Annotated in this window: 22 protein-coding genes and 1 other RNA gene; 15 read left to right on the top strand and 8 right to left on the bottom strand. The window is 67.7% G+C overall.

The genetic code is table 11. From position 1 onward, the window contains the following. Nucleotides 1-13 precede the first annotated feature (13 nt). The 4 genes from ACT53K_RS16770 to ACT53K_RS16755 all read left to right on the top strand — a co-directional run bounded on the left by ACT53K_RS16770 (nt 14) and on the right by ACT53K_RS16755 (nt 1,962). On the top strand, nt 14-628 hold the full coding sequence (locus ACT53K_RS16770; protein WP_476229859.1) for a hypothetical protein: 615 nt from the start codon (nt 14-16) through the stop codon (nt 626-628). Between the two features lie 39 nt (nt 629-667). Beyond that, an RNA gene (gene rnpB, locus ACT53K_RS16765) (RNase P RNA component class A) lies at nt 668-1,052 on the top strand. A 65-nt stretch (nt 1,053-1,117) separates the two neighbouring features. Continuing rightward, complete coding sequence (locus ACT53K_RS16760) at nt 1,118-1,654, top strand: J domain-containing protein (protein WP_476229858.1); 537 nt, start codon at nt 1,118-1,120, stop codon at nt 1,652-1,654. Next, on the top strand, nt 1,639-1,962 hold the full coding sequence (locus tag ACT53K_RS16755; RefSeq protein WP_476229857.1) for a (2Fe-2S) ferredoxin domain-containing protein: 324 nt from the start codon (nt 1,639-1,641) through the stop codon (nt 1,960-1,962). Before ACT53K_RS16760 ends, ACT53K_RS16755 begins: the two co-directional genes overlap by 16 nt. Here ACT53K_RS16755 and ACT53K_RS16750 read toward each other — a convergent pair. From ACT53K_RS16750 to ACT53K_RS16735, 4 genes are all read right to left on the bottom strand, one after another. After that, nucleotides 1,959-2,684 (bottom strand): Crp/Fnr family transcriptional regulator, encoded by a 726-nt coding sequence (locus ACT53K_RS16750; protein ID WP_476229856.1) that lies wholly within the window; start codon nt 2,682-2,684, stop codon nt 1,959-1,961. The genes ACT53K_RS16755 and ACT53K_RS16750 overlap by 4 nt on opposite strands. Nucleotides 2,685-2,911: 227 nt before the next feature. Then, entirely contained in the window at nt 2,912-4,237 is a 1,326-nt protein-coding gene (locus ACT53K_RS16745; protein WP_476229855.1) for an MFS transporter, read from the bottom strand. Between the two features lie 71 nt (nt 4,238-4,308). Further along, nucleotides 4,309-4,617: a hypothetical protein gene (locus ACT53K_RS16740; protein WP_476229854.1), complete on the bottom strand. Its 309-nt coding sequence runs from the start codon at nt 4,615-4,617 to the stop codon at nt 4,309-4,311. Between the two features lie 24 nt (nt 4,618-4,641). After that, a complete protein-coding gene (locus ACT53K_RS16735; protein ID WP_476229853.1) occupies nt 4,642-6,147 on the bottom strand; it encodes a L,D-transpeptidase family protein in 1,506 nt (501 codons plus the stop codon). Nucleotides 6,148-6,309: 162 nt separating this feature from the next. On the opposite strand from ACT53K_RS16735, the gene ACT53K_RS16730 reads away from it, so the two are divergent. Genes ACT53K_RS16730 through ACT53K_RS16720 form a run of 3 tightly spaced genes read left to right on the top strand, consistent with a single transcriptional unit; the run spans nt 6,310 to nt 10,348 of the window. Then, nucleotides 6,310-7,644 carry an MFS transporter gene (locus ACT53K_RS16730; protein WP_476229852.1) on the top strand — a complete coding sequence of 445 codons (1,335 nt, stop codon included), beginning with the start codon at nt 6,310-6,312 and terminating at the stop codon, nt 7,642-7,644. A gap of 17 nt (nt 7,645-7,661) precedes the next feature. Then, nucleotides 7,662-8,396, top strand: coding sequence for a GDSL-type esterase/lipase family protein (locus tag ACT53K_RS16725; RefSeq protein WP_476229851.1), 735 nt, complete (start codon nt 7,662-7,664; stop codon nt 8,394-8,396). Next, nucleotides 8,393-10,348 carry a glycoside hydrolase family 97 protein gene (locus tag ACT53K_RS16720; protein WP_476229850.1) on the top strand — a complete coding sequence of 652 codons (1,956 nt, stop codon included), beginning with the start codon at nt 8,393-8,395 and terminating at the stop codon, nt 10,346-10,348. The genes ACT53K_RS16725 and ACT53K_RS16720 overlap by 4 nt, the downstream gene beginning before the upstream one ends. Nucleotides 10,349-10,362: 14 nt before the next feature. Here ACT53K_RS16720 and ACT53K_RS16715 read toward each other — a convergent pair whose 3' ends face one another. Next, complete coding sequence (locus ACT53K_RS16715) at nt 10,363-10,809, bottom strand: VOC family protein (protein ID WP_476229849.1); 447 nt, start codon at nt 10,807-10,809, stop codon at nt 10,363-10,365. A gap of 457 nt (nt 10,810-11,266) precedes the next feature. Here ACT53K_RS16715 and ACT53K_RS16710 point away from each other — a divergent pair, with 457 nt between their 5' ends. The 5 genes from ACT53K_RS16710 to ACT53K_RS16690 all read left to right on the top strand — a co-directional run bounded on the left by ACT53K_RS16710 (nt 11,267) and on the right by ACT53K_RS16690 (nt 16,278). Beyond that, on the top strand, nt 11,267-12,763 hold the full coding sequence (locus ACT53K_RS16710; protein WP_476229848.1) for a S10 family peptidase: 1,497 nt from the start codon (nt 11,267-11,269) through the stop codon (nt 12,761-12,763). 310 nt (nt 12,764-13,073) lie between these two features. Next, entirely contained in the window at nt 13,074-13,643 is a 570-nt protein-coding gene (locus tag ACT53K_RS16705; RefSeq protein ID WP_476229847.1) for a CvpA family protein, read from the top strand. Between the two features lie 73 nt (nt 13,644-13,716). Then, nucleotides 13,717-14,151, top strand: a complete 435-nt coding sequence (locus tag ACT53K_RS16700; RefSeq protein WP_476229846.1) for an iron-sulfur cluster assembly scaffold protein — start codon at nt 13,717-13,719, stop codon at nt 14,149-14,151. After that, complete coding sequence (locus ACT53K_RS16695) at nt 14,151-15,932, top strand: cation:proton antiporter domain-containing protein (protein WP_476229845.1); 1,782 nt, start codon at nt 14,151-14,153, stop codon at nt 15,930-15,932. Before ACT53K_RS16700 ends, ACT53K_RS16695 begins: the two co-directional genes overlap by 1 nt. Then, nucleotides 15,925-16,278 (top strand): DUF423 domain-containing protein, encoded by a 354-nt coding sequence (locus ACT53K_RS16690; protein ID WP_476229844.1) that lies wholly within the window; start codon nt 15,925-15,927, stop codon nt 16,276-16,278. Before ACT53K_RS16695 ends, ACT53K_RS16690 begins: the two co-directional genes overlap by 8 nt. Nucleotides 16,279-16,528: 250 nt before the next feature. Here the strand turns inward: ACT53K_RS16690 and ACT53K_RS16685 are convergent, their stop codons facing one another. From ACT53K_RS16685 to ACT53K_RS16675, 3 genes are all read right to left on the bottom strand, one after another. Beyond that, a complete protein-coding gene (locus ACT53K_RS16685; RefSeq protein WP_476229843.1) occupies nt 16,529-18,412 on the bottom strand; it encodes a M1 family metallopeptidase in 1,884 nt (627 codons plus the stop codon). 409 nt (nt 18,413-18,821) lie between these two features. Then, nucleotides 18,822-19,919: a 3-dehydroquinate synthase gene (aroB, locus tag ACT53K_RS16680; protein ID WP_476229842.1), complete on the bottom strand. Its 1,098-nt coding sequence runs from the start codon at nt 19,917-19,919 to the stop codon at nt 18,822-18,824. After that, nucleotides 19,916-20,455: a shikimate kinase gene (locus ACT53K_RS16675; protein ID WP_476229841.1), complete on the bottom strand. Its 540-nt coding sequence runs from the start codon at nt 20,453-20,455 to the stop codon at nt 19,916-19,918. The genes aroB and ACT53K_RS16675 overlap by 4 nt, the downstream gene beginning before the upstream one ends. Before the next feature lie 75 nt (nt 20,456-20,530). Here ACT53K_RS16675 and ACT53K_RS16670 point away from each other — a divergent pair, with 75 nt between their 5' ends. Genes ACT53K_RS16670 through ACT53K_RS16660 form a run of 3 tightly spaced genes read left to right on the top strand, consistent with a single transcriptional unit; the run spans nt 20,531 to nt 23,431 of the window. Further along, entirely contained in the window at nt 20,531-20,668 is a 138-nt protein-coding gene (locus ACT53K_RS16670; RefSeq protein ID WP_476229840.1) for a hypothetical protein, read from the top strand. Further along, nucleotides 20,649-22,478, top strand: a complete 1,830-nt coding sequence (locus ACT53K_RS16665; protein WP_476229839.1) for a hypothetical protein — start codon at nt 20,649-20,651, stop codon at nt 22,476-22,478. The genes ACT53K_RS16670 and ACT53K_RS16665 overlap by 20 nt, the downstream gene beginning before the upstream one ends. Further along, nucleotides 22,475-23,431: a tyrosine-type recombinase/integrase gene (locus tag ACT53K_RS16660; RefSeq protein WP_476229838.1), complete on the top strand. Its 957-nt coding sequence runs from the start codon at nt 22,475-22,477 to the stop codon at nt 23,429-23,431. The genes ACT53K_RS16665 and ACT53K_RS16660 overlap by 4 nt, the downstream gene beginning before the upstream one ends. Nucleotides 23,432-23,437 lie beyond the last annotated feature (6 nt).

Here is a 23,437-nt window from a genome sequence, read left to right as displayed (position 1 = left end):
GGAGGTGTAAGCCGTGACTTCGATTCGTCCTTCGATGGCGCCGATCGGGCCGGTGCATGTGCGTATGACCGGTGTGGTGCGCGGTGATGACAAGGGGCCGGGTGTCGAGGCGATCAATGCGCCGACAGCGGCCGAGGCTGCTGCCGCGCTGCATCGCGCGGCGCGCGTCAATGGTGCCGATAATGTGATCAGCGTCTCGTCCGATTATCGGCGCGCCGCCATTGCCGGCGGCGCCCATGCGACGCAGTGGCGGATCGAGGTGCAGGCCTGGGGTACTGCCGTGGCGGCGGTGGCACCGGCTGCGGACGAGAAGGTCGCGAAGGAAGACGCGGCCGAGGCGGACCGCAAGAGCAAGGAAGCCGAGGACGCCGCCAAGGCGAAGGCAAAGGCCGCTGCCGACGCTGCGCAGGACGGTGATGCGGCAAAGGACCGGCACGCAGCGGCAGTCGAGGCGCAGTCCGGCAGCGACAGCGCTCCCCGGCAGAGCGCGGCAGCCCCGGAAGTATCGGCATCGTCTGTGTCGACGGATAGCGTGTCTGCGCCGGCTGCTGCGTCCGCCGATATGGCGCCCGCGCCGTCTGCCGCGCCCACCGCGCCGGCACCGTCGCAAGACACGAGCCGCGGCTAATCGCTTGCGCTGGCGCGATTAGCCGCTAGACCGGCCCCGCCAGAGGGCCGGGCGGCCGCCGCCTGCTGTATAGCAGGGGGAGGAAAGTCCGGGCTCCACGGAACGACGGTGGCGGGTAATGCCCGCCGGGGGCGACCCCAGGGAAAGTGCCACAGAGAGCAGACCGCCCGCTGGCCCCGCGCTTCGGCACGGGGTTGAGGGTAAGGGTGAAAGGGTGCGGCAAGAGCGCACCGCGCGACCGGTAACGGAAGCGGCTTGGTAAACCCCACCGGGAGCAAGACCGAATAGGGACGGCACATGCGCCTCGTTCCGGCGCGTCGTCCGGGTTGGTTGCTGGAGCGGCGGAGCGATCCGTCGCGTAGAGGAATGGTCGCCTATCCCTTTCGAGGGGGGACAGAACCCGGCTTACAGGCCCTCTGGCATTTCGTTTTTTGCACTGCACGCGGCGCCCTCTGGCCTTTGGCGGCGGGCGCCCTTATCTGCGGGGCTATGGCGCGACAGACGCGATCGATGGACTGGGGTTTCCCGCGCTGGCGCGAATATGGCAGCGAGCGTGAGGCCGCGCGCGTGCGCCTGTGCGACCGCGAAGGCTGTGACCGGCCCGGCGACCGGCCCGCGCCCAAGGCGCCGAACAGCCCGGAGCGCTGGTATTTCTGCGAAGAGCATGCCGGCGAATATAATCGCAACTGGGACTATTTTGCCGGGCTGAGCGCCGAAGAGGCCGCGCGGCGCGAGGCCAATGAGCGGCGCGATGCTTCGGGCTATGCCGAATCGAGCTACAAGAGCTGGGCAGGGCCGGGCGATGGCAGCCGTTCGCGCGACGAGATGCGCGCGCTGGAAGTGCTGGAACTGGAGGTCGACGCCGATTTCGAGGCAGTGCGGAGTGCCTGGCGGCGGCTGGCCAAGGTCAACCACCCCGATGTTCGCCCCGGCGATGCCGAAGCGGCGAAGCGTTTCCAGGCGATCCAGGCGGCGTATGACGTGCTGAAGGCCGCCGAAGACCGGCGGCAATGGAAGCCCCGTTGACCCCGCTGGTACGCTCCAACTGGTCGAATACGGTGCTGGTCTGCGGGAAATGCTCCCGCAAGCTGGGCGGCGGGTTCGGGCCGCGCGGCAAGACCCGGCTGGCCAAGGCCTTGCGTAAGTTTCTGGGCCTGAAAAAGGGGCGCAAGGCCGAACTGGGCATTATCGAGACCAAGTGCCTGGGCGTGTGCCCGCGCGGGTCTGTCACGGTCGTCAACGGCGCAAAGGCGCGCGAATGGCTGATCGTGCGCGAAGGCACCGATATTGCCGAAGTAGTGGCCGAACTCGGCCTAGAGCCCTCAGGCCCTTAGTCGCGCATCCAGTCTGGCTGTCGCCGCCAGCGGTGCGTCGGCAATGCTGCCAGCCGCCGCAATCCGCCAATGTCGAGAAGCTCGAACTTGTTGCGGCTGCGCTGGACATAGCCGGTTTCTTCCAGTTCCCGCAGCGTGCGGTTCATATGGACCGGGGTAATGCCCAGCATTTCCCCCAGCTCAAGCTGGGTTAGCGGCAGTTCGAGGCGCGGCTGGCGTTCGGGATCGATTACCGAAAGCCGGTCGAACAGATGCACGAGCAGCGCGGCGACGCGGTTCACCGAGCGGCTGCGACCGATCGAGGCAAGCCGGTCCATCAGCATCACCCGTTCCTGCTGCGACAACAGGAACATGATGGCGGCCATGCGCGGCTGTTCGAACAGCATCCGGCCGAAATCGGTGATACGGATCGGGCGGACTTCCGCCTCGGTCACGGCGGTCAGCGTCTCGGCTGCGTTTTCCAGCGCGATGCTGGGCACACCGAGCAGATCGCCCGGCAAATGCACCTTGATGATCTGGCGGCCCCCGTCGGGAAACTCGACCGAACTCGTCACCCACCCATCGACCAGCAGATAGATGCGGCTGATCGGCTGGCCCTGGGCGTGGAGACGCTGGTTCGAACCGAGTCGCATCACCGTACCGCAAAGCCCGCGGATCAGATCACGCTCGGCGTCACTCAGGCTGACGAATTCTTCTAATCGGCTGAACGGAATATCGCGCAAGGCACTCCCCCACTGCGCTTCTCTATCGGAGCCTCTGCTGCGGGCTCTAACGTATGTTTGTTTCGGGAGCGTTTGAATAATTTTCCTAGCGTTAACCGGGTGTTGACTGTCCCGGTACGGTAGAAAAATTCACCGTTCATGCAATTAAGGAATACCCACAGGCCGCGCGGTGGTTGGGTAAAAGAGGCGCTTATGAACATTGCGCCATAATTGATTGGGAAGCTTCTTTATTCCTCGGGCTGGCGCATTTCGCGCACAAGCCGCGCATGCGTGCCGTGCCGCAGCGGGTTGCCGAGCATGGCCAGAAAGGCGAGCGCGAAGAAGACGAACGGCACCATCGCGATGGTCCAGTGCATCGAAGCCAGCGTCGCCGCGCTCTGGGCCGTATTGGCGACATAGCCCGCAGCGCCGAAGCCAAGGCCGAGAATGCCCGTCGCAATGCCGATCGCCACCCGCTGGAGCAGCGCCGCCAGGCCGAACACCGCGCCTTCGACCCGCAGTCCGGTGGTGCGCTCGCCAAACTCGATCGTGTTGGGCAGCATTGCCCAGAAGGCGAAGTGCAGACCGACGATCACCGCCTGCATCGCCACCAGCCAGATCTGCATTTCCGCAACATGATCGAACGGAAAGGCGGCGAACAGCGCAAGCCCCAGGCTGCACAGGGCGATCGCCGTCAGCCACAGGTTCCGGGCACCCATCCGCCGCTGCAGGAACATCCACAGCGCCACGGCCACCCCGCTCACCACCCCCATCCAGCCGAGCGCGGCCTGGCCCGCCGCTTCCGAATGGAGGAAATATTTGAAGTAATAGAGGACCGACTTGTTGAGCAGCGTCACCGCAACCAGCGTCGCCATCATTGCCAGGTTCAGCGTCACGAAGGCGCGGTTGGAAATCAGGCTCGTCATGGTCTGCTTCAGCGAGGGCGGTGGTGCGCTCACCGGGTGGACCTGTTCGCGATAGGTGGTGCCTACCAGCACCAGAATGGCCGTGGCGATGGTGGCGAACAGGATCGCCGCGCCCAGATAGGCACGCGCCGATCCGCTGCCGGTCAGCCAGCCGCCGAGCGGGATGGTCCCGCGCGCGACGATCACCCAGGCCAGGGTGCCGAAGATCATGCGGGCACCGGCGACGAAGGCGCGGTCGCCGCTGTCGCTGCTGATCCGTGCGGTCATCGCCAGATAGGGAATGTTGACCGCGGCATAGGCGGTGCGGAACAGCAGGTGGCCGCCCAGAACAAAGGCAATCGCGCCGCTGCCCATCAGGGGCGGAGGCAGGTAGGTGAGGATGCAGGCCAGCCCCAGCGGGACGCTGCCCAGCGCGATCAACCGTCCCTCGCCGCTTCGTACCGGCCGCCGGTCGGCCCAGGTGCCGACAAGAAAGTTGACGATGCCGTCCCAGATCGTCGCGGCGGCGTAAATGGCAGCCGCCGTCTCCACCGGTAGCGCCAGCGCATCGGTGTAATAGAACAGCAGGAAGAGCATGATGCTCTGCCAGTAGAGATTGAAGGCGAAATCGCCGAAGGCAAAGAGCAGCAGGCGCGCGCGCGGGATCACTGGCTTACCCGACGCGCACGCCGCATCCGACCCGGAATACCGGGCCGGCGGTGCGACGAAAGGGCAGGATGTTACTGGCCCGCGCTGTCATTGCCTTCGCTGCGATCAACGCGCGAGGTCATGCCGGTTGCGGCTGCATCGGCTTGCGTCTGCTCCTGATCGCTGAAGGCAGGCGGCGGTGCCGCTTCGGCGTCATGCGCGGCATTGGCGGTGGGCGCCGGCGCCGGTTCTTCGGTGCTGACGTTCATGGTCGCCGGCGTTTCCGGCACGGTGATGGCGGTGACATTGGCGTCGGGCGCAGGCGCGTCGTCCTTGCCGCCACAGGCGGCGAGGGTGAGGCCGGCGCCAGCCAGCAGAGCGAAAGTGCGGAAGTGCTTCATGGTCATTCCCCGGAAAGGCTTTGGTCAGGCGGCAGGCGCGTTGGTGAGGGCAGCGCGCTTTTCGATTTTGTCGGCCAGGGTCTTGTCCCAGCCATAGGGATCGTCGCGGAAGTTCATGGCGCCGTCGGTGCCCATAAAGGCGGTCCAGTACAGCAGATAGACGGCGACCTGATCCTGATCCGCCAGCCGCACGCGCTGCGTGTCGCCGCTGGCGACGGCATCGGCAATCTGCTGCGGTTGCCAGGCGGGATCGTTCTTCAGCAGCAGTTCGGCGAGCGGGCCGGGCTTTTCCAGCCGCACGCAGCCATGGCTGGCGAGCCGGCTATAGCCCGAGAACCCGGACTGGACCGGCGTGTCGTGCAGATAGACGGCATAGGGATTGTCGAAATCGAACTTGTAGCGGCCCAGCGCGCTCTTGGGGCCGGCTTGTTGCTGCAGGCGGCGGTTGGCGCCAGTGCCGATGATCTTGTAGCCGTTGCGCGCCAGATAGGCCTCGCCCTTGGGCCATAGCTCCTTGGCGGCAATACCCGTGGGCACGTTCCACGGCGGATTGATCACGATCGAGTGGATGCGCGACTGGAGCATCGGCGTTTCGTTGCCCGGTCGCCCGGTCACGGCCTTCATCGATGCGATCGGCGTGTCGCCGTCGAATACCGTAAGCACCGCTGCGGCGATGTTCACCTGAATGCGCTTGGCGGGCAGTTCGCGCGGAATCCAGCGCCAGCGTTCCATATTCGCCATGATCTGGCGGACGCGCTCTTCGACCGGCACGTTCAACGCGGCCATCGTCTGGGTGGAAACCACGCCGCTGGGCTTCAGCCCATAGCGCATCTGGGCGCGCACGACGGCGGCCTGCAGATCGTCGTCGAACTTGTCGCCGTCCAGCGCGACCTTACGGTCCTCCACCGCCAGGCGGCGGCGGAGCGCCAGTACGCGCGGGCCGCTGCTGCCCTTGGCGAGATCGGCACCGGGGGCGAGTTTCGACCAGCCGCCCTGTACCATCAGCACGCGATAGGTCGCCAGGCCGCGCGCCAGCCCGTCATACCCGGCATAGGGCGGCGGCAGCGAGCGAATCCAGGCGGCGATCTTGTCGCGCTTCACTGCGTCGGTGAAGCCGGGCAGCGGGTCATAGGGGGCAGGGCGCAGGCCCCAATTTTCGTCGAAATCGCTGATGTCCAGCCGGCCCGAATGCACCGACCGCGCATAATCCAGTGCAGCACGGACCAGCCCGTCATTGTCGCGGGGCAGGCTGATCGTGCTGTTCATCCGCCGCAGACCCTGGGCGAGACCCGCTTCGGGGAGCAGGCGCGTCAGCTCGGCGGCTTGCGCGGCGCTGAGCGTCGGCAGCGGCGCGGCCTGCACCACCGGCGCGGGGGGCAGCAACTGCTCCACCGTCGTCGGTGCCGTCGGTGCCTGCTGGCGCGGGCGGGGGGCCTGGGTGGCGCCGGGCACAGTCTGTGCCATCAGCGGCGAAGCGACCATGCCCGCCAGCACCCAGCCCGCAACGCCCTTGCTCAACCAGCCCGTCATCCGTTTGCCCACGCGCTATACTCCACTCGTCGCGTCGTTAACCCAACGCCCCCCTATAGGCGAAGCGTATCGTCGAGTGCGAGCACGAAAGTCCACGACGTGCGCTTGACTTTGGCAACGCTGTCGGGAAGCGTCCGCACCGCAACGAAGGAGAGGGATCGCTTGGGCACCGCACGTTCTACACAGACGACATTGGCATTCGCCGCTGTCACTACGCTGTTCTTCGCCTGGGGTTTCATCACGTCGCTGGTCGACCCGCTGGTCGCGGCGGTGAAGGGCGTGTTCACCCTCACCAACTTCCAGGCGCAGGCAAGCGCCACGGCCTTCTTCTTTGCCTATTTCGTCGTATCGCTGCCGGCGGCTGCACTGGTTTCGCGCCTGAAGGCGGTGCCGTCGATCCTGCTGGCGCTGTGCACGATGATCGCGGGCTGCCTGCTGATGCTGGCGGCGGCGAACCTCGCCAATTACTGGCTGGTGCTGCTGGGCCTGTTCGTGCTGGCGAGCGGCATTACCGTGCTGCAGGTGGCGGCAAACCCGCTCGCCGCCGCGCTCGGCGATCCCAAGGGCAGCCATTTCCGGCTGGTGCTCAGCCAGACCTTCAACTCGTTCGGCACGTTCCTCGGCCCGCTGCTCGGCGCGCACCTGTTCCTGCAGGGCGTCGAGGTGAAGAAGGGCATGGTGGTGACCCCGGAAGTCCGCGCGCAGGCGCTCGCCGGCATCGACACGGCCTATCTGTGGCTCTGCGGCCTTATCGCGGTGCTCGCGGTGTTCTTCTTCGTCAGTCGCCGTGTGGTGACGCAGTCGGCGCCGGCGCCGGCGCCGGCGGCGTCGGGCGGGCTGCTGGCCGCCTTCAGCTCGCGCTGGGCACTGTTCGGTGCGCTGGGGATTTTCCTCTATGTCGGGGCCGAAGTGTCGATCGGCACGCAGATGGCGCTGTTCCTCAACGACAATAGCATCTGGGGCCAGTCCGATGCGCCGTTCGGGGTGCCGCTGCTCGGCTATTTCATGGGCAGCGATGGCGTGCATGGCGTGTCGTTGCAGGAAGCCGGCAAGGCAGTCGCCTTCTATTGGGGCGGGGCGATGGTCGGCCGCGCGATCGGATCGCTGCTGCTGACGAAGGTGCGCGCCGACAAGCTGCTGGCGCTGTTCACCGCGATTGCGGCGGCGATGTGCTTCTATGTCTTCGCGGTGGGCGGCGTCACCGCCGGGTTCGTCGCGCTGTCGATCGGGCTGTTCAACTCGATCATGTTCCCGGTGATCTTCACGCTCACGCTGGAGCGCTCGACCGCCAGCGAGGAATCGACCTCGGGCCTGCTCTGCACCGCCATCGTCGGCGGAGCGGTGCTGCCGCTGCTGGTCGGCAAGGTGGCCGACCTGCACGGCTATGCCTTTGCGCTGGTGGTGCCGGGGCTATGCTACATCGTGCTGTGCGGGTTCGCGATCGCCGCGGGCCGCGCCAAGGCGGTGCGGAGCGGGAGCGCCGCTTCGCTGCATTGATCTGGGGGAGTTCAGGCATGGCACTGGGTCGTCGTTCACTGCTGGGGGGCGCATTGGCGTTGCCCTTGTTCGCACCGCTCGCCCGCGTGCGGGCGCAGGCGCAAGAGACATGGGAACAGCGAAAGGAGCGCCTGTTGCATCAGGACTGGCCCGAACTCAGCCGTTATGCCGAGGACAATCGCCGCATCCTCGCGACTGGCGAGAAAGTGAACATCGTCTTCATGGGCGATTCGATCACCGAGGGCTGGAAATCGAAGCGGCCGACCTTCTTCTCGCCCGGCCGGGTGTGTCGCGGCATCAGCGGTCAGACCACGCCGCAGATGGTGCTGCGGATGATGGCCGATGTCGTGCATCTGAAGCCGCGCTTCGTCCATATCATGGCCGGGACCAACGACATTGCCGGCAACACCGGCCCGATGACGCTGGAGCAGAGCTTCGACAACTTCCGGATGATGACGTCGCTGGCCAAGGCCCATGGCATTGGCGTGATTCTGGCATCGGTGCCGCCGTCGGACCATTTTCCGTGGCGGCCGGGGCTGGCGGTCGTCGAGCCGATCCGGGCGATCAATGCGTGGCTGAAGGACCATGCCCGTGCCACCGGCGCGACCTGGGTTGATTACACCCCGGTGCTGGGCGATGCGGCCGGCGCGATGAAGCCGGGGCTTGCCGATGACGGAGTGCACCCCACTGTCGCCGGCTATGACGCAATGGCGACGGTGATCGAGCCGGTGCTGAAGGCTCTCCACGCATGAAGAGGCTGCTCGGCGGACTGGCGCTGCTTGCCGCCACGCCGGCGGCCGCGCAGGCGCTGCAGGCCGTGTCGCCCGACGGCACCAACCGGATCAGCGTGCAGCTCGCGGCCAATGGCGCGGCGCTCTACAGCGTCGATCGGCGCGGCGAGACGGTGATCGCCCCGTCGCCGGTACTGATCGACTTCGCCGACGACACGCTCGGCTATACCTTCGCCGTCACCGGCAGCGAAACGGCGAGCGTTGATACCCGCTATCCGATCGTCGTCGGCAAGGCGACCGAGGGGCGTGACCATTACAACCAGCTGACGCTCCACCTGCAGGAACGCAGCGGGTCGAAGCGCCGGATGGATCTGGTGCTGCGCGCCTATGACGACGGCGTCGCGTTGCGCACCGTCATTCCGGTCCAGCCCCAGACTGCCGGCGCCGTGGTACGCGGCGAGCGCACCGGCTTCTATTTCCCGCAGCCGTGGAAATGCTGGGGCTTCAATGTCGGCCATTTCGGGTCGAGCCACGAAGGCGAGTTCGACCCGGTCGATACTGCGCGGCTGCGCGACCATAATCTGTTCGACCTGCCGTTCAGTTGCGAGACGGGCAAGGGCGCGTTCGCGATCGCCGAGGCAGACCTGATCGACTTTGCCGGCATGTATCTGACCGGGCGCAGCGATGGCGCCGGGCCGGGCCTGCAACTCAAGCTTTCACCCTCGCTCGACGACCCGCGCGTCGCGGTGCGCACCCGCATCGGCAGCCCGATCGTCACGCCGTGGCGCGTGGTGATGCTGGCGGACCAGCTCGGCAAGCTCCAGGAATCGACGCTGCTCACCAGCCTGTCGAGCCCGAGCCGGATCGAAGATACGAGCTGGATCAAGCCCGGCCTGACCGCTTGGGACTGGTGGAACGGCCCGGTGATCGCCAGGCTGCCCGGGCAGCGGACCACTACGGCGGTTGCCAAGGCGTTCATCGACTTCGCCGCCGCAAACGGCTTTCCCTACACGATGATCGACGAGGGCTGGTATGCCGGCGCGGGCGGTGGCGGCGTGCGCCGGCCGGGCGTTGACGTCACCAAATGGGCCGATGCCATCAACCTGCAGGAAGTCGCCGACTATGCCCGCGCGAAGAAGGTGCGGCTTTGGCTGTGGGCGCACTGGCAGGCGATAGACGAGCAGATGGAAGATGCCCTGACGCTCTACGAGAAGATGGGCATCGCCGGCATCAAGGTCGACTTCATGGACCGCGACGACCAGTGGATGGTCAACTGGTACCAGAAGCTGCTGGGCGCGGCCGCGCGCCACCATCTGATGGTCGATCTGCACGGCGCGCTCCCGCCGCGTGGGCTGACGCGCACCTGGCCCAATTTCATCACCCAGGAAGGGGTGATGGGCGCCGAATATAACAAGTGGAGCTGGCGGGCGACGGCAACGCACAATGTGATGCTCGCCTATACGCGCGGGCTGCTGGGGCCGATGGATTACACGCCGGGCGGCTTCCGCAACGTCGCGCCGGCGAAGTTCTGGCCGCGGAGCGATCTGCCGATGGTCCAGACGACGCGCGCGCACGGGCTGGCGATGTATGTCGTCTATCTCTCGCCGCTGGCGGCAGTGGCGGACAGCCCCGACACCTATGCGGCGAGCCCGGCCGGGTTCGATTTCATCCGCGACGTGCCGGCGAGCTGGGACGAAACCCGGTTCCTCGCTGGCGCGACCGGCGAGTATATCGTGCTCGCCCGGCGCAAGGGGCGAACCTGGTATCTGAGCGCCATGAACAACGAGACTGCGCGTACGGTGACGGTGCCGCTCGACTTCCTGGGCAACCACGGCGCGGAAATGCGGCTGTGGAGCGATGGCGCCACGCCCGATGCGGTGCAGGACCAGACCCGGCAGGTCCAGGCCCGCGACAACCTTACGCTTTCGCTGGCGGCAACGGGGGGCGCGGCGGCGATATTGCAGGAGCGGTGAGGGGCGGCGCGCGGCTATTTCGCCGGCGGCTGCCAGAACTCGATCTTGGTTCCTTCGGGATCGAGGATCCACGCGAACTTGCCGGTCTGGTCGCTGGTGCGGTTGAGGAGCTTGACGCCTTTCGCCTCGATACGGGCGATAAAGGCGTCGAGATCGTCGACGGCGAAGTTGAGCATGAAGTCGCGATGCGAGGGGGCGATCTCCTCGCTGTTTTCCGGCATTGCGTTCCACAGCGCCATCGGCGGATGGCCCGGCGCGTCGTAGCGCAATATCGCGCCGCCCCAGGGTTCGAGTTTGATCCCCAGTATGTCCCGGTACCATTTCGCCAGCGCTTTGGGATCCTTGCTGGTGACGAAGACACCGCCAAGGCCCGTTACGTGTCCCGCCGTCTGGGCATGGAGCGCCGCCGGGGCCAGACTTCCGGCAGTCAGCACGGCGAGAAACAGACTGGCGTATCGCATGGTCCCTGCTCCTGAAATTTCCGTCGAGGATGCCATGCTATAGCTGGCCGTGAAAGCCGCTTCCCGAGGTAGGATGATTTGAACGCAGCCACCTGCCGCCACGCCGGGAAGTGCTGGTGGCAATCGCATTTGGCTCTATTGCTCCCCTCCCTGCATTGCAGGGAGGGGCCGGGGGTGGGTCCGCCGCCGTCAGGCGGCGGGACGCGCTGTCCGTCAAGGGTAGCATTTTTGTAGCGCGCAGACGCGCGCACCCACCCCCAACCGCCTCCCTGTCCAGGGAGGGGAGCAATAGAGCCAAATGCGAATGTCCGGCGGGAGCGGTGGAGGCGCCCGCAGGAGGGTTAGTACCGAACGGTGCTGCGGCTGGAGCTTTGGGTGATACAGTATATCTTCGATGGATTCGGCGTCTGCTCCGCGCTAGCATCCGCAACCACTTCATCCCCGGGGGGGGACCATCTTGCGCCGTTCCGTTCTGCTTTCCGCTTCGCTCGCCGCCCTGCTGCTCGCGCCGGCCGTTTTCGCCCAGGACAAGCCCTCCGAGGCTGCCGCCGAAAAGCCCGAAGCCAAATCCGACCTGCCGCCGCTGCCCGATGACAAGACCATCAGCCAGACGGCGGTGATCGGCGGCAAGCCGATCCGCTATCAGGCGACGGTCGGCAAGCTGCCCGTCTATGACAGCAAGGGGAAGAAGATCGCCGAGGTGGTCTATACCGCCTATGTCGTCCCCGGCGGCGGTGCGCAGCGGCCGGTGACCTTCGCGTTCAACGGCGGTCCGGGTGCTTCCTCGGTCTATCTCAATCTCGGTGCGGTAGGCCCCAAGCGCGTGCAGTTCGGCGACAAGGGCGATGCGCCCTCCGACGCGCCGCTGCTGCAGGACAATCCCTCGAGCTGGCTCGACATGACCGATCTGGTCTTTATCGATCCGGTCGGCACCGGCTTCAGCCGCAGTCTGGTGGACGAGGACGCGACCAAGAAGGCCTTTTACGCCACCGAACCCGACATCAAATATCTGTCGCGCATCGTCTATGACTGGCTGGTCAAGAACGAGCGGCTGCGCTCGCCCAAATTCGTGATGGGCGAAAGCTATGGCGGCTATCGCGCCCCGCGCATTGCCTATCAGCTCCAGACCCAGCTCGGCGTGGGCGTGAACGGCATCGTGATGGTGTCGCCCTATCTCGATCCCGCCGCATCGGCGGGCGCAGATGCGCTGTCGCCGCTGCCGTGGATGATCAACCTGCCGTCGATGGCGGCGGGCCATCTCGAGCGGCAGGGCAAGCTGAACCCGCAGGCGATGGCGGCGATCGAGGCCTATACCCGCGGCCAGTTCGCGACCGATCTGCTCGCCGGCCGCTCGGACCCGCAGGCGACTGCGCGGCTGGGGCAGAAGGTTGCGGAGCTGACCGGGCTCGACCCGAAGCTGGTGGCCCGGCTCGACGGGCGCGTCGACGACGGCACCTATCTGCGCGAAGTCCACCGCGACGACAGCAAGATCGGCAGCGTGTACGATTCGAACGTCGATGCGTTCGATCCTTTCCCCAATGCCGCCGAGCGCCAGTCGGGCGACCCGATCCTCGAAGGCATCATCGCGCCGACGACGAGCGCGATGGTCGATTTCATCACCCGCGAGGTCGGCTGGAAAACCACCGCGCGCTACAACGCGCTGTCCTTCTCGGTGAACGAGGCATGGGACCGCGGCACGCCCGACGACCGACCGGTCAGCGACCTGCGCAAGGCGATCGCCAACGATCCCAAAATGGCGGTGCTGATCGCGCATGGCTATAACGACCTGTCCTGCCCCTATTTCGCCTCGCGGATGATCCTGGATCAGATGCCGCGCTTCGGCGTGGACCAGCGGGTGCGGCTGGGCGTCTATCCCGGCGGCCACATGTTCTATTCGCGGAAGGGAAGCGCCGAGGCGTTCAAGGCGGACGCGAAGGCGCTGTTCGAGCGGTAAGGGGCACAGCCCCTCCCTGAAAGGGAGGACGCCGCATTCGATCTGCGTCCCCCTCACCCTTCCGCCGCTTCGCGGCTCCCTCCCTCTCCCACAGGGGGAGAGGGAGAGTAGGCGCCCCAACTCCCTCTCCTCCTGTGGGAGAGGGAAGGGGCCCGCCGCCGAAGGCGGTGGGAAGGGTGAGGGGGATGCGGACTCCATCACCACGACCTGCCGACTGCAGCCGCACCGCCCCCAACCCACAATCGCATCCCGACGCGCTTTCCCCTTCACCCCGCCGCCGCCGATGCTATGGAACCGGCAGGAGGAACAGGTGACCGGGCTCGACATCATCGTACTGATCGTCATCGGCGGGGCGGCCGTGCTGGGCTTTTTGCGCGGCTTCACGACCGAGGTGCTGGCGTTTCTCGCCTGGATCCTCGTGGTGGTGGCGGTGAAGTTCTTCCACACCTCGCTCACCCAGCTCCTCACCCATGTCGTCGGCACCACCGGCGGCGCGGCGGTGCTCGCATTCGTGGTGCTGGCGGGGCTTGCCTATTTCGGCGGGCGGCTGATCGCCAACACGCTGGGCGCGCGGATGCGTGACAGCTTTCTGGGGCCGATCGACCGCGCGCTGGGCGTGGCGTTCGGCGCGCTGAAGGGGTTGATCCTGGTCAGCATGGGTTTTCTGGTGCTCGTACTGGTGTTCGACACGATGGGCGGCGGCCCTTCGCAGCGGCCGCAATGGATCACCAGGTCGGTGACCTATCCGCTGCTCGACACCACCAGCGCCGGCATCGCGGATTTCGTCGACCGCCGCCGCCGGGGCGAGCCCGTCTTCCGCGGCAAGCCGGTGCGGCATGACGAGCGCGAGGATGCCGCCAGCGACGACGCACGGAACTGACCTTCGGCGAACCCATATCAAGGATTGGTTTTTCGCACTCGAAACCGACGCGCCGGTCGCCTAGATCGGGGGCATGAACGCGCCGCTCTACAATATGGAAATCCTGCGGCTTGCCGCCTCGATCCCGCATCATGTGCGGCTGGCCGAACCCGCCGGCACCGCCGAGAAGCGCTCGCCCGTCTGCGGCAGCCGGGTGACGGTGGACATCACGATCGGTGACGATGGCCGCGTGGCGGAAATGGGCATGCTGGTGCGGGCCTGCGCGCTGGGCCAGGCATCGGCGGCGCTGATGGGCGAGGCGGTAATCGGCCGCTCGCCCGCCGAAATCGCTGCTGCCCGTGACCAGCTCACCGCCTGGCTGGCCGGCGAACGCGAGACGCCGCCCGACTGGCCGGGCTTGGCGCTGTTCACTCCCGCACTGCCGCATCGCGGCCGCCATCCCTCGATCCGCCTCGCCTTCGAGGCCGCAGCGGAAGCGGCGCTGCAGGCGGCGGAGGCGCGGGTCTGATGGCACATTCGGGGGATGGATCGTTGCTGGTCGATGCAGTGCCGATGCTCGGCTTCGCGCTGTTCTTCGTGCTGCTGTTCCGGCGGTTGGGACTGGGTGCGACGCTGGGCTTCCTGGTCGCCGGTGCGCTGGTTGGCCCGCATGTGCTGCGGCTGGTGGGCGATGCCGAAGGCAAGATGGGCATTGCCGAACTGGGCATCGCGCTGCTGCTTTTCCTGGTCGGTCTGGAGCTGAGCCCGTCGCGGCTGTGGCGGATGCGGCGCGACATTTTCGGGCTGGGCCTGTTGCAGGTGACCATCTGCGGCCTGGCGGTCGCGGCGATCGTGCTGGTGGCGACCAGATCGACCATCGGCGCGGCGCTGGCGCTGGGCCTGCCGATGGCGCTTTCTTCCACCGCGCAGGTGCTGCCGCTGCTGCAATCGGCCGGCCGCCTGCGCACGCCGTTCGGTGAGCGGGCCTTTGCGATCCTGCTGTTCCAGGATCTGTCGATCGTGCCGCTGATCACGATCGTCGCCGCACTCTCGCGCAACCCGGCCGATCAGGCGGGGCCGCCGGGATGGCTGCTCGCCGTCTATACCGTCCTCGCCATTGTCGGGCTGGTGCTGGCGGGCCGGTTTCTGCTGCGTCCGCTGTTCCGGCTGATCGGCAATCTCGACGAGCGCGAGATGTTCGTCTTTGCCGGCCTGCTGACCGTCATCGCCAGCGCGGCAGTGATGGAGGCGCTGGGGCTGTCGGCGGCGCTGGGGGCGTTCATCGCCGGTGTGATGCTCGCCGATTCCCCCTTCCGGCACGAGCTGGAAGCCGATGTCGAGCCGTTCCGCGCGATCCTGCTCGGGCTGTTCTTCGTCGCCGTCGGCATGACGCTCGACCTGCACGCGATTGCCGAGCGCCCGCTGTTCGTCGCCGGCATGGCGCTGGCGCTGATCGCCGCCAAGACGGCGCTGATCATGGGGCTGGCGCTGCTGTTCGGGATGAAGCTGCGCGGCGCCTTCGCGCTGGGCGTGCTGCTCAGCCAGGGCGGCGAGTTCGGCTTCGTGCTGTTCGCGCAGGCACAGAATGCGCTGCTGATCGAGCCGCAGGCCGCCAGCGTGTTCAGCGCCATCGTCACCCTGTCGATGGCGACCACGCCGTTCCTGATGATGGCAACCCGGCGGCTGCGGGCAGAGCGGCCGCGCCAGGGGGCGACCCCCGCCGGCCCGCAGCAGGAAGGCGCCAATGCCGTCGTCGTCGGCTATGGCCGGTTCGGGCAGACCGTGGCGCAGATGCTGATCGCACAGGGCATCCCCGTCACCATCGTCGACCGCGATGTCGAGATGATCGAAACCGCCGGCACCTTCGGCATGAAGGTCTATTATGGCGACGGCACGCGCATCGACCTGCTGCGCCAGGCGGGTGCGGCGGAGGCCGAGCTGATCCTGTTCTGCCAGGATGGCGACGCGATGGACAAGGAAATGGTCGAGGGCGTCCACGCCGCCTTTCCCGACGCCAGCATCTTCGTGCGCGCCTATGATCGCCGCAGCGTGATGAAGCTGGCCGGCGCCCCGGTGGCCGGGGTGGTGCGCGAGATGATCGAAAGCGCGATCGTGATGGCGCGCCGCGCGATGGACGCAGTGGGCGTCGACGGGGCGGAGATCGACAAGACCGAGGCCGAATATCGCCGCCGCGACATCGAACGGCTGAAACGCCAGAAGGAAACCGGCGACCTCTATGCCGGGCGCGACGGCATGTTCAGCCAGGCAGCGGCGGCGGCTGCCGCAGTGGAGGACCGGGGCGATGGCTGAGGCGCGGGGGCCTGTGAACTGGATCACGCTGCTGGCGGCGCTTTCCGGCGCGATGGCGGTGGCGGCCGGCGCCTTCGGTGCACATGGCGCGCACGGGGCGGCGGCGGAGTGGCTGAAGACCGGCAGCCATTACCAGCTGATCCATGCCGTGGCGGCGCTGGTGGCGTTGCAACGGGGCGGGCGCTGGCCGGCAGCCTTGTTCGTCGGCGGCGGGTTCGTCTTTGCCGCGACGCTGTACCTGATGGCGCTGGGCCTGCCCCACTGGCTGGGCGCAATAACGCCGATCGGCGGCGCGGCGATGATCGCGGGGTGGGTGTGCCTGGCGTGTGGGGTGGCGCGGCGGTAAAGCCCCTCCTTCCTGAAGGGGGACAATCGCATTTGCCTCTTTCGCTCCCCTCCCTGCATCGCAGGGAGGGGTAGGGGGTGGGTCCGCCGCCGCTAGGCGGCGGGACTCGCCGTCAGTTGGGTAGAGCGACTTTGGGAGCGCGCAGACGCGCGCACCCACCCCCAGCCCCTCCCTTGGCAGGGAGGGGAGCAAGCGAGTCAGATGGGCTTCTCCTGCTCTTTAAAGGAGGGGCTCCAGAACGGGAGTGGGGTTACTCCACCCCCACAATCTTCCCCACGCCCGCCGCCATCGTCGGGTGGTAGCTGCCCTTCGCCTCCTGATAGAAGCGCCGGGCGACCGGCTTGCCCCAGTCGCCTTGTGCCACCAGATCCTTGTAGATCGGGTAGATCAGCAGGCCGCGCCCGACACTGCCCACCAGCTTTTCGATTCCGGGCAGCGCCGGGTCGTAGCGGTTGGCGATCGCCAGCTCGCCCCAGGCGGAGCGAACATAGGCGTTGTTCGACGCCGACAGCCCCAGCGTCTCGTCCAGTTCCTTGAGCCGCGCCGCCGTCTGCTGGCGGTTGAGGCCATTGAGAAAGCGCAGCCATTGCTGGGTCGACCAGCCCTTGGGATCGACCGCCGCCACCGGCCCGCCGGCATTCACCGCCGCGAGCTGCTGGTCGATCGCCTTCAGCGTTGCCGACTGCACATGCACCGCATTGTTCGGCAGGCCGGGCGCATAGGCCCATCTATCGAGCTGCAGGTTCGATTCGAGCGCAACGTCGCCCTGCACCAGATGGGCGCGCAGGTCGGCCAGGAACCCCGCCGTGGTCTGCGGCTGGAAGGCGTGCCGGTCGAAATAGCCGCGCAGATACACGTCCCACCGCGCGCGGCCGACGATCCGCTCGATCGTGCGCAGGAAGGTCGATCCCTTGAAATAATCGAGCTGGCCGAAGGTCGCGCCCGGATCGCCGTGCAGCCGCGTGGTCGGAGCCTCCATCCCGCCCGCATCGGCGATGTCCTTCTGCAACCCGTCCCACTCCAGATCGGCATCGGTGGCGGCGCGTTCCTTGCCGTACACCGCCTCCATGATGCGGTTCTCGAAATAGGTGGTGAAGCCCTCGTTCAGCCAGCTGTCCGACCAGGTGGCGTTGGTGACGAGATTGCCCGACCAGCTATGCGCCAGCTCGTGCGCGACGACATCCACATTCGAACGATCCCCGGTGAGGATCGTCGGCGTCAGGAAGGTGAGGGTGGGGTTCTCCATGCCCCCATAGGGAAAGCTGGGCGGCAGGACGAGCATGTCGTAACGCCCCCAGCGATAGGGGCCATAGAGCGCCTGCGCCGCGTCGATCATCTTTTCGACATCGGCGACTTCCTTCGCCGCAGCGTCCAGCATCGTCGGCTCGGTCCACACGCCGGCGCGCGGGCCGACGGCCTTGAAGGCGAGGTCGCCGACCGCAAAGGCGATCAGATAGGGCGGCACCGGCTTGTCCATGCGGAAGCGGAACTTGTGCCAGCCCTTGCCGGCGGGCAGGCCCTTCGCACCATCGATCCGCTCGGCGCTCATCACCGCGACCAGATCGGCGGGCACGGTCAGCGTGGCCGACCAGGTCTGGCGGATGCCGGGGCTGTCCTGCGTCGGAATCCAGCTGCGGTTGTTGATCGGCTGGCCCTGGCTGAACAGATAGGGCTTCTTCTTGCCCGCCGTGAGCTGCGGCGCGAGCCATTGCAGCGCGGAGGCGCCGGGCGCAGTGCGGTAGTGGATGGTGATGCGGCGGGCGCCGTTCAGCTGGACGGTAAGCGGCGCGCCGATGTCCGGATCGGCCTTGCCGACGGTGAAGGGCAGGGCCTTGCCGGCGGCATCGGTGATCTTCGCGATGACCAGCCCGTCATCGTCGAGCACGATTTCGCTCGCACCCGGCGCCGCGAGAATGTCGAGCGTGGCGGTGCCGGACAGCGTCTTCGCCGCGAAATCGGCGCGCAGGTCCAGCGCGACATGGGTGACGCGAGCGATTTCGGGCCGCGCATGGGTCCACACATCCTTCGCCTCGGCGGTCGTGAGGATCGGCGCCACCGCGGCGGCGCGCTGCTGGGCAAGGGCGGCGGGGACGAGCATGGTCGATGCGGCAAGGGCCAGAGCTAAGATACGCATGGCGCCGGGGTAGGCCTGCCGGGGCAGCGGGCAAGGTGCGCGGCGGGGCGACCCATCTCCTCTCGTCATGCCAGCGCAAGCTGGCATCTCCCGCAGCAGCGCTGTTCCGTTTGTGCCCGGCCCCGGGAAGACCCCAGCGTGCGCTGGGGTGACGGCTGGTGGAGAGGGGTGCGATACGCGCATGCGTCCAAATCAGACAGCCTCACCCCCTTGCTGATACCACGGATGTTCCCCATATGTTCAAACCGCGCCCCACAAGGCGCCGCTCTTTGCACCTGTCGGATCAACAGCCCGCTTGCCTCGCGCACATACGCGCGTGAGCCTGAACTTCCTAAACTTCGCACCCCGTGCAGATGGGGAAAACAGGGCCGTCGCAGACCGATAACGCCGCGACGTCCGCAGGCGGCGCTTACCCGCAGCGGTCCAGAAACGCGGCGACTTTCGCCAGATCGACGGTGCGGTCCAGATAGGTCTGGCCGATCCCGCGCGTGAGCAGGAAGGGGAGGGTGCCGCCCTCCATCTTCTTGTCGTGGAGCATGTGGCCGACCAGCGTCTTGCCGTCCGCCGTCACGCCCGCCGCTGCCAGCCCGTCGGGCAGGCCGACGCTGCGCAGATGGGCGGCGACGCGCGCGGCATCCTCGGCCGGGCACAGCCCCTGTTCGGCGGAGAAGGCGAAGGCCAGCGCCATGCCGGCGGCCACCCCCTCGCCGTGGAGCAGCTTGTCGGAAAAACCGGTTTCCGCCTCCAGCGCGTGGCCGAAGGTGTGGCCCAGGTTGAGCAGCGCGCGGGTGCCGGTCGTCTCGCGCTCGTCGGCGGCGACGATGCGGGCCTTGGCGGCCACCGAATGGCCGATCGCATGGGCGCGCGCGGCGGGATCGCCGGCGAACAGCGCGGCGGCATTTGCTTCGCACCAGCCGAAGAAGTCCGCATCGTCGATCAGGCCGTATTTGACGACCTCGGCATAGCCTGCGCGCAGTTCGCGCTGGGGCAGCGTGTCCAGCACCTGCGGGTCGATCAGCACCACGGCCGGCTGATGGAAGGCGCCGACCAGATTCTTGCCCGCGCGCGAATTGATCGCGGTCTTGCCGCCGACCGAGCTGTCCACCTGCGCCAGCAGCGTGGTGGGGATTTGGACGAAGTTGCAGCCGCGCTTCAGGATGCTGGTGGCGAAGCCGACCAGATCGCCGATCACGCCGCCGCCCAGCGCGATGACATGGTCGCTGCGCTCGACGCCGAGTTCGAGCAGCCAGTCGGTCAGCGCTTCGAGCTGTGCCCAGCTCTTGGTCGATTCGCCCGCCGGCAGCGTGCGGACCGGGGCGGCGATACCCGCGGCGGCCAGGCTGGCGACCAGCGCTTCGCAATGCGGCCCAAGGTTTGCGTCGGTGACGATCGGCATCGCCCGGCCGCGTGCCAGCGGGGCCAGCACCTCGCCGGCGCGGACCAGCAGGCCGGGTTCGATGCGCACGTCATAGCTGCGTGCGCCCAGGGCGACGGGAATGGTGGTCACGCTTGCAGGGCCTTCAGGATCGCTTCGACGGTGGTTTCGTGCGGTGCGGCTACGCTGGGGACGCGGATATGTGCAAGCGCGTAATGCGGGTTGCGGACCTTCGCCAGCTCGGTCAGCACCTCCAGCGGGTCGCGATCGCGCAGCAGCGGGCGGGTGTCGCGGCGGCGGACGCGGTCGGCCAGGACAGCCGGTTCGGCATCCAGCCAGATCGCGATCGCCTGATCGAGAATCAGCGCGCGGGTCGATTCGTTGACGAACGCGCCGCCGCCGGTGGCGATCACCTTGGGCGTGCCGTCGACCAGCCGGGCGATCACCCGCCGTTCGCCGTCGCGGAAATGCGGTTCGCCGAATTTCGCGAAAATGTCGGATACCGACATGCCCGCCGCTCTCTCGATCTCCTGATCTGCATCGACAAAGGGCAGGTGTAGGCGCTGGGCGAGCCGGCGCCCTACCGTCGTCTTGCCGGCGCCCATCAGCCCCACCAGGACGATGGGTTTGCCGGTCCAGCCATGAATTTGCACGGGCGTTTGTAACATCGTGCGAAGGGCTATACAGCGTGGCCGGGTCTCGGGCAAAAGGCCCGTCCAACCGCTATTTTACGGGTTTTATTCATGTCGCGTGCGCTTGTCGTCTTGCTGGTTGTCGTCGCCCTGCTGCTGGTGGGGCTGTTCGCCCTGGCCGGGCGCAACACCGCGAAGGAGCCGGTGCGGATGGAGAAGGCGGTCTCGCTTGAAAACCTTGCCAATTAGGGTCTCGCGCATTGCCCTGACGGCGCTGGTGCTGGCGGGCATCGGCGTACCGGCGCTGGGGCAGCAGCAGAAATCGAAGCAGCAGCAGGCCCCCGAATCGCTGCTGCCTCCCGGCTTTGACCAGCCGGCGCAGAATCCCGCGCCGGCTGCCGCGCAGCCGTCTCGGGCGCCGGAAGCGCAGGTCGCCCCGCAGCTTCCGGTGGAGCCGGTGAGCGGCAGCGCCGCTGCGGCGCTGCAGAATGGCGAGGGCGATACCGAGGAAGTGGAGGGCAATTTCACCGCCCCCGCGCCGGTCAACCTGTCGCAATATGATCTGCCGGCAGTCGCGCGCCATTCGACCGATCGGGTCGGCATCTTCGCCTGGGGCAACACGGCATTCCCGGCGAACGCCTTCGGCAAGACGCGCGGGCAGGTGCTGGAGACGCTGATGCAGCGGCTCGATGCGCCGGTGGCGTCGCGCTGGGTATCCATCGTGCTGCGGCGTGCGCTGATGTCGCCCATCGATACGCCCGCCGGGCTGGAAGGGGCCGATTTCGCTGCCGACCGCGCCCAGTTGCTGGTGCGCATGGGCGAGGCGATGGCGGCGCGCGCCGTGGTGAACGATGTCGATGTCGACGATTTCACGCCGCGGCTCAGCCAGGCGGCGCTGCAGGTGGCGCTGGCCAGCGCAGACCCGGGCGAGTTCTGCCCCGTCGCGGCCAAGGGCACGGCGCCTGCGGGGGACGGCAATTGGGGGCTGGCCCAGGCGATCTGCGCCGGGCTTGCCGGCAAGCCGAACGAGGCGGGCCAGCTGTTCGACGCAGCGCGCAAGGGCCGCAGCCAGGGCGATATCGACCTGCTGCTCGCCGAAAAGGCGATCGGTATGGGTGTGGATGGTCGCCGGGCGGTGACGATCGACTGGGTCGGCGTGCAGCAGCTTTCGCCGTGGCGCTTCGGGCTGGCGACGGCGACCGGGGTGAACATTCCCGACGAGCTCTACGGCTCGGTCGGCCCCGAATATCGCTATTGGCAGGCGCTGGCACCCGGTCTTGCCCCGGCGGCGCGCGCCTCTGCCGCAGAACTGGCGGCCACCGCTGGCGTCTATTCCAATGCCGGGCTGGTCGATCTCTATGCGGAGATCGATCAGGCGGCCGATGCTCCGGCGCCGCTCGCCGCCACGGCGCGCGACCTGCGCACCGCCTATGCGGGCAGCGGCGTTGCCGAACGTATCGCCGCCATTCGCGCGCTTTGGGACGGGGCGGGCACCGCCCGCACGCGCTATGCCCGGCTTATCCTCACGGCGAAGGCGGCATCCTGGATCCCCGCGAGCAAGGACGCGCCCGATCCGGACACCTTGATCGCGGCGATGCTGAGCGCCGGCTATGACCGCCCTGCCATGGAATGGCGCGGCGTGGTGTCACGCGGCAGCGAGGGCTGGGCGCTGCTCAGCCTGGCAGAACCGGGCAGCGGCGCGATCAGCTATGGCGATTTCGAGCGCTTCACCGGCTCCGCCAGTCCGCGCAAGGCGCAGATGCTGCTCGCCGGGCTGGCGGGGCTGGGTCGGCTGGCGCCTGCAGATGCCAGCCGCGGCGCCCAAGCGCTGCAGGTCCAGATCGGCGGCGAGAATAGCTGGACGCGCGCCATCGACGATGCGGCGCGCCGCAACGAACCGGGCACGGTCGCGCTGCTCGCGGCGGTGGGGATGCAATCGACCAGCTGGACGCATGTGACGCCCGAGGCGCTGTTCCACATCGTCGCGGCGATGCGCGCCACCGGCATGGCCGATTATGCGCGGATGATCGCCGTCGAGGCGGTCACCCGTACGGCGTGAGCGCAGCCTCCCCGGGCGGCGACCGGGCGCTGATCGAGCGCTTCCTCGAAATGCTCCGCGCCGAGGCGGGGGCGGCGGCGAACACGATCCTTGCCTATGGCACCGATCTGCGTCTCGCCTCGGAACTGCTGGGCGGGCGACTGGCGGCGGCAGGGCGCCCGGAGATCGAGCGGCTGGCAGGCGAATGGCAGGCGCTGTCGCGGGCGACGGTTGCGCGTAAATCGGCGGCGTTGCGGCGCTTCTTCGCCTTTCTTGCCGATGAGGGGTTTCGGGCGGACGATCCCGGCGCCAGTCTGCCGCGTCCCGGCGCCGCGCGGCCCTTGCCCAAGATATTGAGCGTCGCCGATGTCGATGCGCTGTTCGCCGCCATCGCCGCGCGGCAGGCGCGGGTGCCGCCCGATCCGCTCGACCTGCGCCTCGCGGCACTGATCGAGCTGCTCTATGGCTCGGGCCTGCGCGCGACCGAGCTGGTATCGCTGCCGCGCAATGCCATCCATCCCGACCGGCCGTTCCTGATTCTGAAAGGCAAGGGCGGGCGCGAGCGACTGGTGCCGATTTCGGATCGTGCCCGCGCCGCGGTGGCGGCCTGGCGTGGACAGGTACCGCCGGACAAGGCGTGGCTGTTTCCTTCTGGCAAGGCGCACCTTACCCGCGTGCGGCTGTACCAGCTGGTGCGTGCGCTGGCGGCCGAGGCGGGCATTCCCCCCGACCGGGTGAGCCCGCACGTGCTGCGCCACGCCTTCGCCACGCATTTGCTGGAAGGCGGCGCGGACCTGCGCGCGCTGCAGGCGATGCTGGGCCATGCCGACATCGCCACCACGGAAATCTACACGCATGTCGACAGCCGGCGGCTGGTGGAACTGGTCAACCAGCGCCATCCGCTGGGCGAAGCGCTGGGCGGGAAGGGGGGCGCACCCACGCCCCGCGTTGACGCGAAGCGCGGCTCCGCGTAGCGCGAC

The organism is Sphingomonas sp. DMC8 (genome assembly GCF_056314185.1).
Note: the sequence above shows the minus strand (reverse complement) of the source record. Positions and strands in the feature narration are given on the sequence as shown.

Coding starts and splice junctions, on each gene's coding strand:
- ACT53K_RS16760 (WP_476229858.1), top strand. CDS start 1,118: ATGGCGCGACAGACGCGATCGATGGACTGGGGTTTCCCGCGCTGGCGC.
- ACT53K_RS16755 (WP_476229857.1), top strand. CDS start 1,639: ATGGAAGCCCCGTTGACCCCGCTGGTACGCTCCAACTGGTCGAATACG.
- ACT53K_RS16740 (WP_476229854.1), bottom strand. CDS start 4,617: ATGAAGCACTTCCGCACTTTCGCTCTGCTGGCTGGCGCCGGCCTCACC.
- ACT53K_RS16735 (WP_476229853.1), bottom strand. CDS start 6,147: ATGACGGGCTGGTTGAGCAAGGGCGTTGCGGGCTGGGTGCTGGCGGGC.
- ACT53K_RS16725 (WP_476229851.1), top strand. CDS start 7,662: ATGGCACTGGGTCGTCGTTCACTGCTGGGGGGCGCATTGGCGTTGCCC.
- ACT53K_RS16720 (WP_476229850.1), top strand. CDS start 8,393: ATGAAGAGGCTGCTCGGCGGACTGGCGCTGCTTGCCGCCACGCCGGCG.
- ACT53K_RS16715 (WP_476229849.1), bottom strand. CDS start 10,809: ATGCGATACGCCAGTCTGTTTCTCGCCGTGCTGACTGCCGGAAGTCTG.
- ACT53K_RS16700 (WP_476229846.1), top strand. CDS start 13,717: ATGAACGCGCCGCTCTACAATATGGAAATCCTGCGGCTTGCCGCCTCG.
- ACT53K_RS16695 (WP_476229845.1), top strand. CDS start 14,151: ATGGCACATTCGGGGGATGGATCGTTGCTGGTCGATGCAGTGCCGATG.
- ACT53K_RS16690 (WP_476229844.1), top strand. CDS start 15,925: ATGGCTGAGGCGCGGGGGCCTGTGAACTGGATCACGCTGCTGGCGGCG.
- ACT53K_RS16685 (WP_476229843.1), bottom strand. CDS start 18,412: ATGCGTATCTTAGCTCTGGCCCTTGCCGCATCGACCATGCTCGTCCCC.
- ACT53K_RS16675 (WP_476229841.1), bottom strand. CDS start 20,455: ATGTTACAAACGCCCGTGCAAATTCATGGCTGGACCGGCAAACCCATC.
- ACT53K_RS16670 (WP_476229840.1), top strand. CDS start 20,531: ATGTCGCGTGCGCTTGTCGTCTTGCTGGTTGTCGTCGCCCTGCTGCTG.